The organism is Streptomyces sp. NPDC046759 (genome assembly GCF_040645475.1).
Lineage (GTDB): Bacteria > Actinomycetota > Actinomycetes > Streptomycetales > Streptomycetaceae > Streptomyces.
On record NZ_JBEYYJ010000007.1, the window covers coordinates 72,366 to 85,728 of the forward strand.

Below are 13,363 nucleotides of genomic sequence, written 5' to 3' on the forward strand. Positions count from 1 at the left end.
GCTTTCACCCCGATTCCGTCTGCCACAGGCCCCGCGCGATAATCGAACGCGGAGCCGCGGTATGAGGGAATGCTCGGACGTCCTAACACTGGCCACAGTCGTGCGGGCGTATATGCGGCCCGTCACTACAACCGGTGAAGGACAACACATGACGACGCCCACGATCGAGCTCAAGCCCTCCGCCAGCCCGCTCGCCGCCGCAGAGCGCGAGGCGATCCTGGCCGACCCCGGGTTCGGCCGCCACTTCACCGACCACATGGTGACGATCAGGTGGACCGAGGGCCGCGGGTGGCACGACGCCCAGCTCGTCCCGTACGGCCCGATCTCGCTCGACCCGTCCACCCACGTCCTGCACTACGGCCAGGAGATCTTCGAGGGCCTGAAGGCCTACCGCCAGCCCGACGGCTCGATCGCGCTGTTCCGCCCCGAGGCGAACGCCCGCCGCTTCCGCAACTCCGCCCGCCGCATGGCCATGGCCGAGCTGCCCGAGGAGCTGTTCATCGGGGCGCTGGACGCACTGCTCACCCAGGACGCCGACTGGGTCCCGCCGCACGGCGGCGAGCAGGCGCTGTACCTGCGCCCGTTCATGTTCGCCACCGAGGCCGCGCTCGGCGTGCACCCGGCGAACGAGTACCTGTTCATGCTCATCGCCTCACCCTCCGGTGCCTACTTCTCCGGTGGCGTGAAGCCGGTCACCATCTGGGTCTCCGAGGACCACGTGCGCGCCGTCCCCGGCGGCACCGGTGACGCCAAGACCGGCGGCAACTACGCCGCCTCCCTGCTCCCGCAGGCCGAGGCCGCGGCCCACGGCTGCGACCAGGTCGTCTACCTCGACGCGGTCACCCGCACCAAGGTCGAGGAGAGCGGCAGCATGAACGTCGCCTTCGTGTACGGCGACCGGATCGTCACCCCTGCCCTGACCGGCTCGATCCTGGAGGGCATCACCCGCGACTCCCTGCTCCAGGTCGCCCGCGACCTCGGCTGCACCGCCGAGGAGGGCGTGATCACCCTCGAGCAGTGGCGCAAGGACGCCGCCTCCGGCGCCCTCACCGAGGTCTTCGCCTGCGGCACCGCCGCCGTGGTCACCCCGATCGGCCACGTCAAGACCAAGACCGACGGCTGGACCCACGGCGACGGCACTCCCGGCGAGGTCACCCTCCGCCTGCGCGAGGCGCTGCTCGGCATCCAGCGCGGTGTCACGCAGGACAAGCACGGCTGGATGCACAAGATCGGCTGACGCGCGCGGAGCGGCGTCGCGTCGGGGGCAATGGTGCGCGCGTTCGAGGCGTAGCGCCATTGCCACCCGGGTATCCACCCTTTCCGCGGGGGCGCGCGCCCCCGCGGACACGCATCCGGGGTGACACCCGGTACGGGGGGAGGGGCGTGTGAACGGCTGGTCGCCGATTCCACGGCTGCGCTGGTTGCTGCGCGCGTTACGGACCCCGCGCCGGCCGCAGAGCCTGACCGCGCTGCTCGCGCTGGCCGGCTGCGCCGCGCTGCTGCTGTGGCGGGCCTCCGGCATGGACGCCTACCAGCAGAACCTCTTCCTCAACCTCGGCACCGACCTCGTCGGCGTCGTCATCACCGTGTTCGTGATCGGCCCGCTGATCTCCCGGGCCCAGGAGGGCCGGGTCCGTGAACACACCCGGCTCGACTACGAGTGGTTCGCCTCCCAGGTGCACGGGGCCACGGCCTGCGTGAAGGTGCTCGACACCTTCTCCAACCTGTTCGGGCCGCAGTTCTCCGAGCGTCTCTTCCGCGGAGTCAGGACGGCCACGGCGCACGGCGCGCGGGTCCAGATCATGCTGCTGGACCCCGACTCGCTCGCCGTCATCCTGCGCGGCCGTGAACTGGGCGAGCAGAGCGCCGACATCCGCCGCGACATCATGCGCAACCTGCGCACCCTGGACCACTTCGCGCGGCGCCTGGACGACACCTCCCGCGCCCTGCTCGAGGTACGCCTGTGCCAGACGTCCCCCGGCGTGACCCTCTACCGCTGGGACGAGCGCTGCCTGGTCTCCTTCCTCACCGTGGGCCGCCTGTCCGGCGAGGGCGTCCAACTGGAGGTCGCCGTCCGCTCCCCGCTCGGCACCTTCGTCGAGCAGCGCTTCGACGAGCTGTGGGGGCAGAGCAAGCCGATGGAGCACTTCACCCGGCTGCCGCTCACCCTGGTCGACGCCACCGACGGCCGACGCGAGTTCCGCTGTCCCTTCGTGTCCGTGGAGGACCGCCTGTACGTCGCCGCGCCCGACCTGGTGTCGTACATGGCACGCCACCGCCTCGACCAACTCTCGGCCTTCAGCGAGTCCTTGAGCGCGCCCGGGGCGCACGAGCTGATCGTGGTGGACGACGAAAGTCCGCTGCACGCCTTGCTCATCCAGCACTTCGCGGAGAAGTACGATGCGTCGGCGGCCGCCTTCGTAGAGTTGCGGCCGCCGGTCCTGGTCACGGAATAGAGGCCCTGGCACAGATGAGTTCAGCGCTCCACCCCGCTCCGCACGCGGAACCCCGGTTCCGCGCCTTCACCCCCCGTGACCTGGACGGCCTGCTGGGCCGGGTGTCCCTGCCGGCCGCCGAGCGGCTGGCCCTGCGGGCCGTGTCGGCGGTCCTGCCGTTCCGCACGAACTCCTTCGTCGTGGACGAGCTGATCGACTGGTCGGCCGTCCCCGACGACCCCGTCTTCCGGCTGACCTTCCCGCAGACCGGCATGCTGCCCGCGCACGACCTGCGCCGGATGGCGGAGCTGCTCGCGCGGGACGCGCCACGCGCCGAGATCCAGCGCGCCGCACACGACATCCGGATGCGGCTCAACCCGCACCCCTCCGGCCAGCTGGACGCCAATGTGCCGGTGCACGAGGGCCGCCGCCTGACCGGACTGCAGCACAAGTACCCCGAGACGGTGCTGATCTTCCCGCGTCAGGGCCAGACCTGCCACGCCTACTGCACCTACTGCTTCCGCTGGCCGCAGTTCGTCGGCGAGAGCGACCTGCGCATCGCCACCGACGACGTCGCCGCCACCGACGCCTATCTGCGCGCCCACCCCGAGGTGAGCAGCGCGCTCATCACCGGCGGCGACCCGCTGGTGATGAGCACCGAGGTGCTGCGCCGCTACGTGGAGCCGCTGCTGCGGATCGACACGGTCCGCTCGATCCGGATCGGCACCAAGTCGCTCGCCTTCTGGCCGTATCGATTCCTCACCGACCGGGACGCCGACGACCTGCTGCGGCTCTTCGAGGACGTGGCCGCGAGCGGCCGCCACCTGGCGCTGATGGCCCACTTCACGCACCCGCGCGAACTGCGCCCGGCGGTGGTGCGCGAGGCGATGCGCCGGGTGCGGGACACGGGCGCGGTGATCCGCTGCCAGGGCCCGCTGGTCGCCGGGATCAACGACAGTGCCGAGGTGTGGGCCGAGCTGTGGGAGGAGACGACCGCGCTGGGCGCGGTGCCGTACTACCAGTTCGTGGAGCGGGACACCGGCCCGCAGGGCTACTTCGGGGTGCCGCTGGCCCGCGGGCACGCCATCTTCCGCGATGCCTACTCCCGGGTCTCCGGGCTCGCCCGCACGGTGCGCGGGCCGGTGATGTCGGCGATGCCGGGCAAGGTCTGCGTGGACGGCGTCGCCGAGGTGGCGGGCGAGAAGGTCTTCGTGCTCCACCTGATCCAGGCCCGCGACCCCGGGCTGGTCGACCGCCCGTTCTTCGCCGCGTACGACGAGGGCGCGACCTGGTTCACCGACCTGAAGCCGGCGTTCGGCGCGGAACGGTTCCTGCCGGGCCTGGAGGCGGGGTGAACGGCCTCGTCGTCACAGCCGACGGCCGCGCTTCGGTCTGCAGCGGCGGTCTTCTTTGCGACCAAGGGGCTGAGCCCGGCCAGTATCGCGAGTTCCGGTCGCAGCGCTAGCGCCCCCTCTCCGCGCCGACCGGTTCCCGCGCGGCCTCGACGCGGGCCGACGCCGGCGTCCGGGGTGCCAGGAGCAGGTACACCAGCCCGCCCACCGCGCCCGACAGCAGGAAGCTGCAGTCCACCCCGCCGGTCAGGCGCAGCAGCGGGCCCTGGTACGACGGCAGGGACACCGCCAGCAGGCCGACCGCGGCGCCCAGCGCCCAGGAGACGGCGGCCCGCACGTTCCAGCCGGCCCGGTACCAGTAGATCCCGCCGCGGGAACGGCGGTTGAAGACCTGCAGCGCGTCGGAGTCGTACACACCGCGGCAGCGGGCGAAGCCGATGAGGGTGATCACGGCCCAGGGAGTGCCGATGGCGGTGAGCAGCAGCACGAAGGAGGTCATCGCGGACTGCGCGTTCCAGGCGTAGTGGCCGGCGAACACGCAGGCCGTGGCGACCACGGCGACCGTGTAGGTGGCACGGGCGCGTGACGCCCTCGGCAGGATGGCGTCCAGGTCCAGACCCATGGAGTACAGCATCAGACCGGCGTTGCCGACCGAGCCGGCGGAGGCCGACAGCAGCAGCGGAATCAGGTACCAGGCGGGGGAGGCGGTGACCAGCGGGCCCGCGTAGTCGGTGGCCGCGCGGGCCGCGTACGCCGTGAAGGTGCCGAACAGCTGCGGGACGAGCAGGCCGAGGAGCAGACCGAGCCAGGTGGCGTGCAGCACCCGGCGGCTGGAGTGCCGGGACGGCGAGATGTAGCGGGTGTAGTCGCCGAGCAGGGTGATGAAGGCGATGGGGCCGGACAGGCCCGCGGCCACCGCGGCCAGGAACCAGGTCGGCCAGAAGGAACCCAGCAGAAGGCCGCCCGCGCCGGGCAGCGCCGCGGTGGTGAAGTGCGGGCCGTACGCGATGATCCCGAGGGCCAGCAGGGCCGTCATGCCGATGGCGAGGACCCGGGACATGGCGAGCAGCACCCGGTAGCCGTAGACCGCGCCCGCGACGGTGGCCGCCGCGAGCACCGCGTAGACGAGGGCGTACGACACCCCGTCCGCGGGGAGCCCGGCCATGCGGCCGAGCACACCGATCATCACATCGCCGCCGATCCACACGGTCAGCGCGGTGTAGCCGAGGGCGAGGAGCAGGCCCACGATCGAGCCGACCAGCCGGCCCCGGACGCCGAACTGGGCGCCGGAGGACGTGGACAGGTTGGTGGCGGTGCGCAGGGAGATGAGGGCGAGCGGCGCCGTGACGGCCGTACCGACGATCGTGCCCGCGACGATCGCGCTCACCGACGCCCACCAGCCGAGCCCGAAGGACGGCGGAAGCCAGCCGAAGATGATCACCCCGAGACAGAGGTTGGAACCGAGCAGGATCGAGACGAGGTCGCGCGGACCACTGGTCCGCTCCTCGTCCGGGATGGTGTCGACTCCGCGCTGTTCTATCGGCATGGCTGGGGCTCCTTCGACGGCCGTCCTCGATGTTTGAGCGACGTTCAATGTGACGTGAAGCTTCCCCCCCGGTCAATGCTTCTGTTTCATGAATTCTGTGTTTAGAGTGATGTTCTAAACTGTGCGAAGCAAGGAGGTGCCGCGTCGTGAGACTGACCCCCACGGAACGTGACCGGCTGCTGCTCTTCGGAGCCGCCGAGCTGGCCCGGGCCCGCCGCGCACGCGGCCTGAGGCTGAACGTGCCGGAGGCGACCGCGCTGATCGCGGACACCGTCTGCGAGGCCGCGCGGGACGGCAGGCGGCTCGCCGAGGCCGTCGAGGCGGCCCGGTCCGTGCTCGGCCCCGAGGACGTGCTGCCCGGCGTCGCCGACGTCGTCACCGAGGTGATGGTCGAGGCGGTCTTCGACGACGGCTCCCGGCTCGCGGTGGTCTCCGACCCCATCGGCGGCGGCCTCGGCGAGCACGCCCCGGGCGCGCTGCTGCCCGGACCCCAGCACACGGACCCCGGGCCGGCCGTCCGGCTCACCGTCACCAACACCGCGACCGTGCCGGTCTCCGTCACCTCCCACTTCCACTTCTTCGAGGCCAACCCGCGCCTCGACTTCGACCGCGCCGCGGCCTACGGCATGCGGCTCGCCGTGCCCGCCGGGTCCTCGGTCCGGTTCGGGCCGGGCGAGAGCGAGGAGGTCGGGCTCGTGCCGATCGGCGGCGACCGCGTCGCGATCGGCTTCGCCGGGCTGGTCGACGGGCCGCTGGACGCGCCCGGAGCACGGGACGAGGCCCTGCGCAGGGCCGCCGCCTGCGGATATCTGGGAACGACGAACGAAGGAGGCGAGGGGCGATGAGCCGCTCGAAGGGACGCGAGGTGAGCCGGGCGATCCACGTCGACCCGCACGCCTACGCGGCCACCCACGGCCCCCGCGCCGGCGACCGCATCCGCCTCGGCGACTGCGGGCTCACCGTCCGCGTGGAGTCCGACTCCCAGCGCTACGGCGACGAGTTCCTCGCCGGTTTCGGCAAGACCGCCCGCGACGGACTGCACCTGAAGGCCGCCGCGGTCCGCGACACCTGTGACGTCGTGATCAGCAACGTCGTCGTGATCGACGCGGTGCAGGGGATCAGGAAGGTCTCCATCGGCATCCGGGAGGGCCGGATCTGTTCGATCGGGCGGGCAGGCAACCCCGACACCCTGGACGGCGTCGACGTCGTCGTCGGCACGGGCACCTCCATCGTGTCCGGCGAGGGGCTCATCGCCACCGCGGGGGCCGTCGACACCCATGTCCACCTGCTGTCGCCGCGGATCATGGAGGCCTCGCTCGCCTCCGGCGTGACCACGATCGTCGGGCAGGAGTTCGGGCCGGTGTGGGGCGTGGGCGTCAACTCGCCCTGGGCGCTGCGCCACGCCTTCAACGCCTTCGATGCCTGGCCGGTCAACATCGGCTTCCTGGGCCGGGGGTCGTCGTCCCACAGCGCGCCCCTGATCGAGGCGCTGGCCGAGGGCGGCGCGTCCGGCTTCAAGGTGCACGAGGACATGGGGGCCCACGCCCGGGCCCTGGACACCGCCCTGCGGGTCGCCGAGGAGCACGACGTCCAGGTGGCCCTGCACAGCGACGGCCTGAACGAGTGCCTGTCGGTCGAGGACACCCTGAAGGTGCTGGAGGGCCGCACGATCCACGCCTTCCACATCGAGGGCTGCGGCGGCGGACACGTGCCCAACGTGCTCAAAATGGCGGGCGTCCCGAACGTCATCGGTTCCTCCACAAACCCCACCCTGCCCTTCGGCCGGGACGCGGTCGCCGAGCACTACGGCATGATCGTCTCCGTCCACGACCTCAAGCCGGACCTCCCCGGCGACGCGGCGATGGCGCGCGACCGCATCCGCGCCGGCACCATGGGCGCCGAGGACGTCCTGCACGACCTGGGCGCGATCGGCATCACCTCCTCCGACGCCCAGGGCATGGGCCGCGCCGGTGAGACGGTCCGCCGCACCTTCGCCATGGCCGGCAAGATGAAGACCGAACTGGGCCCGCTGGAGGGCGACGGCGAGGGCGACGACAACGCCCGCGTCCTGCGCTACATGGCCAAGCTCACGATCAACCCGGCCATCGCCCACGGCCTCGCGCACGAGGTCGGTTCGATCGAGGCCGGCAAGCTCGCCGACATCGTGTTGTGGCGGCCCGAGTACTTCGGCGCCAAGCCGCAGCTCGTCCTCAAGGCCGGCTTCCCGGCGTACGGCGTGGTCGGCGACCCCAACGCGGCCACCGACACCTGCGAACCCCTCGTGCTGGGCCCGCAGTTCGGCTCGTACGGCGCCACCGCCGCCGACATCTCGGTCGCGTTCGTCGCCCGGGCCGCCGTCGACCAGGGCGGCGACCGGATGCCCACCCGCCGTCGCCGGGTGGCCGTGCGCGGCACCCGGGGCATCGGGCCCGCCGACCTGCGCCTGAACTCCCGCACCGGAGCGGTCGACGTCGACCGGCACACCGGCCTGGTCACCCTCGACGGTGACCCCCTGCGCTCGGAGCCCGCCGACTCCGTCTCCCTCAACCGCCTCTACTTCCTCTGACCCCCTGACACAAGGACCCGGGATTCCCTATGACCACCCCCGCCGCCGACGGCTTCCGCATGCCCGCCGAGTGGACCCCGCACGAGCGCACCTGGATGGCGTGGCCGGGCCCCAACCCCACCTTCGAGGACCCGGACGACCTCGCCGCCTCCCGCACCGCCTGGGCCACGGTCGCCCGTGCCGTCCGCCGCTTCGAGCCCGTCACCGTCGTCTGCGGCCCCGGACAGTCCGCCGAGGCGCAGGCGCTGCTCGGCCCGGACGTCGACACCGTCGAGCGGGACCTGGACGACGCCTGGATGCGCGACATCGGCCCCACCTTCCTGACCGACGGCAAGGGCGGACTGGCCGCCGTGGACTGGACGTTCAACGGCTGGGGTGCCCAGGACTGGGCCCGCTGGGAGCACGACTCCAAGATCGCCGCGTATGTCTCCGACCTCGCGGGCGCGAAGACGTACGCTTCGCAGCTGGTCAACGAGGGCGGCGCGATCCACGTCGACGGCGAGGGCACCGTGCTGCTCACCGAGACCGTGCAGCTCGGCCCCGAGCGCAATCCGCACTGGTCGAAGGAGGAGGTCGAGGCGGAGATCCACGCCCACCTCGGCACCCGGAAGGCGATCTGGCTGCCGCGCGGTCTGACCGGCGACTACCCTCCCTACGGCTTCGGCACCCTCGGCCACGTCGACATCGTCGCCGCCTTCGCCCGGCCGGGCGTCGTGGTGGCGCACTCCCAGCCGGACCCGGCCCACCCCGACCACGAGGTCACCAAGGAGGTCATCGGCCTTTTGAAGTCGGCGACCGACGCCCGGGGCCGCGGGCTGGAGGTCGTCGAGGTCCCCGCCCCGACCGCCCTGGAGGCCGACGGCCACTGGGCCGACTACTCCTACATCAACCACTACCTCTGCAACGGCGGCGTGGTGCTGTGCGGCTTCGACGACCCACGCGACGAGATCGCCGCGGGCACCTTCCGCCGGCTGTTCCCCGAACGGACGGTGACCCTGGTGGACGCACGGACGATCTTCGCGGGCGGTGGCGGCATCCACTGCATCACCCAGCAGCAGCCGCGGGTCCGGTGACGGACCGCTTCGGGTAGAACATACGGGTGAACGTCCTGGTGTGCGCGGCCTGCGGCCGCCGTCTCAGCCCGCCGCTGCGGCTGTTGCCCGAGCTGCCCGAACGTCCGGAGTACGACGGGCAGGACGGTGCGCGGCAGGCCCCGTCGACCGTGCCGCGCGGCAGGTACGCGGTGGATCCCGAGCCGTCCGGGCCGCCGTACGTGCCGCATCCGGACCCCGAATGGATGGGGGCGGCCTACCCCGGCACAGTCATGCTCGACCCGGACGGGCCGGGGTGCCTGACGTCGGCGGGGCCGAGCGGCACGTTCGTCGTCCACCCCGCCGACGCCAGGGGCTTTCTCAACCCCAACCCGGACGTCCGGTGGGCCGGCTGCTGCAGCGTCCCGGAAGGCGACGGACCGGACCGGGTGTGTGCCGGCTGCGGGGTGGGCGTGGCCTCGCAGCTCGACTCGTGCACCGGCCCCTACGAGACCCACTTCCTGCCCGACGCGGTACGGGTGGTCCCCGCATGAGCGAGACCCCCTCCCCCCGCCGCCGTACCCCCGCCCCGCCCCGCGAGGACGTCCTCGCCGCGGCCATGGACATGATCGCCGAGCGCGGTCTGGAGAAGCTCACCATGGCGGCGCTCGGCCGCGAGGTCGGCATGAGCAGCGGCCATCTCCTGTACTACTTCCACTCCAAGGACGAGCTGCTGCTGCGGACGCTGGAGTGGAGCGAGGGCCGGCTCGGCGCGGCCCGGGGCCGGCTCCTCACCGGCCCCGGTACCGCGAGCGAGCGGCTTTCCGCCTACGTCGACCTCTACGTCCCCGACGGCCACCGTGACCCGCACTGGACGCTGTGGCTTGAGGTCTGGAACCGCTCGCAGAACGCCGACGACGACGCGCGGGCCCGGCAGGCGGCCATCGAAGGGGCGTGGCACCGCGATCTGGTCGCGCTGATCGCCGAGGGCGTGTCGCGCGGCGAGTTCCGGAGGGTCGACGCGGACCGCTTCGCGGCGCGACTGCGCGCGCTGCTCGACGGGTTCTCCATCCATGTGGCCATCGGGTTGCGCGGCACCGACCGGGAGCAAGTCCTCGCCCATGTGAGGGAGTTCATCGCCGACTCCCTCCTGGTGCCGGCCGGCTGAAGGAATCGTCCGCTCCGGTGCCGGGCATGTTCCGGCCCATGGGACGACAACACTGGAAGAGGATCTGGGTCGGGTCGGCCGGGAACATGGTCGAGTGGTTCGACTGGTTCGTGTACGCGAGCTTCGCCACCTACTTCGCCGGCGCCTTCTTCCCGAGCGGCGATCCCACGGCCCGACTGATGAACACCGCGGGCATCTTCGCCGTCGGCTTCTTCATGCGCCCGGTGGGCGGCTGGCTCCTGGGCCGGGTCGGCGACCGCAAGGGCCGCAAGGCGGCGCTGACGCTGACCGTCACGCTGATGTCGGCGTCGGCGATCCTCATCGCCGTCGCCCCGACGTACGCGGCCGCCGGCTACGGCGGCGCACTCGTCCTCCTCGTCGCCCGCCTGCTGCAGGGACTGTCCGTGGGCGGCGAGTACGCGGCCAGCGCCACGTATCTGACGGAGGCCTCCGACCCCCGGCGGCGCGGGTTCGCCTCCAGCTTCCAGTACGTCTCCATGACCGCGGGCCAGATCGTCGGCCTCGGCCTGCAGATCATCCTGCAACGGACCATGTCCGACAGCGCGTTGCACAGCTACGGCTGGCGGATCCCGTTCGTCGTCGGCGCGCTCGGCGCGGCCGTCGTCTTCTATCTGCGGCGCAGCATGCTGGAGACCGAGCTGTACGAGGAGGACACCTCCCGCGCCGAGGAACGCGGCACCCTGCGCGCCCTGTGGCGGCACAGGCGGGAGGCGTTCCTGGTCGTCGCCCTCACCATGGGCGGCACGGTCGCCTACTACACCTACACCACGTATCTGACCAAGTACCTCTCCAACTCGGCCGGCCTGTCGAAGCAGACGGCGACGCTCGTCTCCTTCACCGCGCTGATCGTCTTCGCCGCGCTCCAGCCGCTCGCGGGCGCCCTGTCCGACCGGATCGGCCGCCGCCCGCTGCTGATCACCTTCGCGGTCGGCTCCACCTTCCTCACCGTGCCGATCATGACCCTGCTCAAGCACGCGGACGGTTACTGGCCGGCCCTCGGTCTCACCCTGCTCGCGCTGATCGTCGTCACCGGCTACACCTCGATCAACGCCTGCGTGAAGGCCGAGCTGTTCCCGACCGGGGTGCGGGCCCTCGGCGTGGCCCTGCCGTACGCCCTCGCCAACGCCCTGTTCGGCGGCACCGCCGAATACATCGCCCTGTGGTTCAAGAAGGCCGGGATCGAGTCCGGCTTCTCCTGGTACGTGGCGGGCTGTGCCGCCGTATCCCTTGTGGTGTACGTCACCATGCGGGAGACCAAGGACCTGGATCTGGCCAGGGTGAAGGACGTTCAGGGAGCGGGGGAGGGGTCCGGGGAGTCCAGTCTGACGACCGCATCCTGAGACGGTCGGTGAGCCGGGGGCGGTGCTGTGCCAGACTGCCCCCGTGCTCTCGTTCGCCATGATTATTGGCAGCAGGCGCGCCGGTCCGCAGTGACCACCTCGTACGACCAGGTGCGGGTGGCCACCGTCGTCCTCGACCCGCGCGCAGACCTCTCGCACCCGCGAGGGGTTTTTTCGTTTTCCGGCCCACCTTCAGCCGGCGGAACGAGAGCGCGCGGGACCATTGGGGGGACGGTGGAGCCGGTCATTCCGGTAAGACCGAAGATCCACAACAGGAGCCTTGAGACCATGACCGAGACGGCAAACAGCGAGCTCGACGACTCGTTCCACGTCTTCGACACCACGCTGCGCGACGGGGCGCAGCGCGAGGGCATCAACCTCACCGTCGCGGACAAGCTCGCCATCGCCCGGCACCTGGACGACTTCGGCGTGGGCTTCATCGAGGGCGGCTGGCCCGGCGCGAACCCCCGCGACACCGAGTTCTTCGCCCGCGCGCAGGCCGAGGTCCACTTCAAGCACGCCCAGCTGGTCGCCTTCGGCGCCACCCGCCGCGCCGGTGCCAAGGCCGCCGAGGACCCCCAGGTCAGGGCCCTGCTCGAGTCCGGCGCCCCGGTGATCACCCTGGTCGCCAAGTCGCACGACCGGCATGTGGAGCTGGCGCTGCGCACCACGCTCCACGAGAACCTGGAGATGGTCCGCGACACGGTGTCGTACCTGAAGGACCAGGGCCGCCGGGTCTTCGTGGACTGCGAGCACTTCTTCGACGGCTACCGCGCCAACCCCGAGTACGCCAAGGCCGTCGTCCGTACGGCCGCCGAGGCCGGCGCCGACGTCGTCGTCCTGTGCGACACCAACGGCGGCATGCTCCCCGCCCAGATCCACGCCGTCGTCTCCACCGTCCTCGCCGACACCGGCGCCCGCCTCGGCATCCACGCCCAGGACGACACCGGCTGCGCGGTCGCCAACACCCTCGCCGCCGTCGACGCGGGCGCCACCCACGTGCAGTGCACGGCCAACGGCTACGGCGAGCGCGTCGGCAACGCCAACCTCTTCCCGGTCGTCGCCGCCCTGGAACTGAAGTACGGCAAGAAGGTGCTGCCGGAGGGCAAGCTCCGCGAGACGACGCGGATCTCCCATGCCGTCGCCGAGGTCGTCAACCTCACGCCCTCCACCCACCAGCCGTACGTCGGCGTCTCCGCCTTCGCCCACAAGGCCGGTCTGCACGCCTCCGCGATCAAGGTGGATCCGGACCTGTACCAGCACATCGATCCCCAGCTGGTCGGCAACACCATGCGCATGCTGGTCTCCGACATGGCGGGCCGCGCCTCCATCGAGCTGAAGGGCAAGGAGCTCGGCATCGACCTGGGCGGCGACCGGGAGCTGGTCGGCCGGGTGGTCGAGCGGGTGAAGGAGCGCGAGCTCAAGGGGTACACCTACGAGGCCGCCGACGCCTCCTTCGAGCTGCTGCTGCGTGCCGAGGTCGAGGGCAGGCCGCTGAAGTACTTCGACGTCGAGTCCTGGCGGGCCATCGTCGAGGACCGCCCCGACGGCACCCACGCCAACGAGGCCACCGTCAAGCTGTGGGCCAAGAGCGAGCGGATCGTCGCCACCGCCGAGGGAAACGGCCCGGTCAACGCCCTCGACCGCGCGCTGCGCGTCGCCCTGGAGAAGATCTACCCGCAGCTCGCCAAGCTGGAGCTGGTCGATTACAAGGTCCGCATCCTGGAGGGCAAGCACGGCACCTCCTCCACGACGCGCGTGCTGATCTCCACCTCGGACGGCGCCGGCGAGTGGTCCACGGTCGGTGTGGCCGACAACGTCATCGCCGCCTCCTGGCAGGCCCTGGAGGACGCGTACACGTACGGGCTGCTGCGGGCGGGCGTGGCACCAGCTCAGTAGTCACA

General features: G+C 71.5%; 11 protein-coding genes. 10 read left to right on the top strand and 1 reads right to left on the bottom strand.

Annotated features, from left to right (window positions below):
• Positions 1-148: 148 nt before the first annotated feature.
• From ABZ919_RS11905 to ABZ919_RS11915, 3 genes are all read left to right on the top strand, one after another.
• On the top strand, positions 149-1,237 hold the full coding sequence (locus tag ABZ919_RS11905) for a branched-chain amino acid aminotransferase (protein WP_361245942.1): 1,089 nt from the start codon (positions 149-151) through the stop codon (positions 1,235-1,237).
• Between the two features lie 148 nt (positions 1,238-1,385).
• Positions 1,386-2,456 carry a hypothetical protein gene (locus ABZ919_RS11910; RefSeq protein ID WP_361245945.1) on the top strand — a complete coding sequence of 357 codons (1,071 nt, stop codon included), beginning with the start codon at positions 1,386-1,388 and terminating at the stop codon, positions 2,454-2,456.
• A 14-nt stretch (positions 2,457-2,470) separates the two neighbouring features.
• Positions 2,471-3,790 (top strand): lysine 2,3-aminomutase, encoded by a 1,320-nt coding sequence (locus tag ABZ919_RS11915; protein WP_361245948.1) that lies wholly within the window; start codon positions 2,471-2,473, stop codon positions 3,788-3,790.
• Between the two features lie 106 nt (positions 3,791-3,896).
• On the opposite strand, the gene ABZ919_RS11920 is transcribed toward ABZ919_RS11915, so the two are convergent.
• A complete protein-coding gene (locus tag ABZ919_RS11920) occupies positions 3,897-5,333 on the bottom strand; it encodes a cytosine permease (RefSeq protein ID WP_361245950.1) in 1,437 nt (478 codons plus the stop codon).
• Between the two features lie 146 nt (positions 5,334-5,479).
• On the opposite strand from ABZ919_RS11920, the gene ureA reads away from it, so the two are divergent.
• From ureA to cimA, 7 genes are all read left to right on the top strand, one after another.
• Positions 5,480-6,178, top strand: a complete 699-nt coding sequence (ureA, locus tag ABZ919_RS11925; protein WP_361245953.1) for an urease subunit gamma — start codon at positions 5,480-5,482, stop codon at positions 6,176-6,178.
• Positions 6,175-7,899, top strand: coding sequence for an urease subunit alpha (locus ABZ919_RS11930; RefSeq protein WP_361245955.1), 1,725 nt, complete (start codon positions 6,175-6,177; stop codon positions 7,897-7,899). The genes ureA and ABZ919_RS11930 overlap by 4 nt, the downstream gene beginning before the upstream one ends.
• 29 nt (positions 7,900-7,928) lie before the next feature.
• Positions 7,929-8,972: an agmatine deiminase family protein gene (locus ABZ919_RS11935; protein WP_361245958.1), complete on the top strand. Its 1,044-nt coding sequence runs from the start codon at positions 7,929-7,931 to the stop codon at positions 8,970-8,972.
• 26 nt (positions 8,973-8,998) lie between these two features.
• The gene (locus ABZ919_RS11940) at positions 8,999-9,484 is read left to right on the top strand and encodes a hypothetical protein (RefSeq protein WP_361245961.1); all 486 of its coding nucleotides are present in this window, start codon (positions 8,999-9,001) and stop codon (positions 9,482-9,484) included.
• Positions 9,481-10,098 (top strand): TetR/AcrR family transcriptional regulator, encoded by a 618-nt coding sequence (locus tag ABZ919_RS11945; protein WP_361245963.1) that lies wholly within the window; start codon positions 9,481-9,483, stop codon positions 10,096-10,098. The genes ABZ919_RS11940 and ABZ919_RS11945 overlap by 4 nt, the downstream gene beginning before the upstream one ends.
• A 38-nt stretch (positions 10,099-10,136) precedes the next feature.
• Positions 10,137-11,459, top strand: coding sequence for an MFS transporter (locus ABZ919_RS11950; protein WP_361245966.1), 1,323 nt, complete (start codon positions 10,137-10,139; stop codon positions 11,457-11,459).
• Positions 11,460-11,747: 288 nt separating this feature from the next.
• Complete coding sequence (cimA, locus tag ABZ919_RS11955; protein WP_361245969.1) at positions 11,748-13,358, top strand: citramalate synthase; 1,611 nt, start codon at positions 11,748-11,750, stop codon at positions 13,356-13,358.
• The last annotated feature ends 5 nt before the right edge of the window (positions 13,359-13,363 follow it).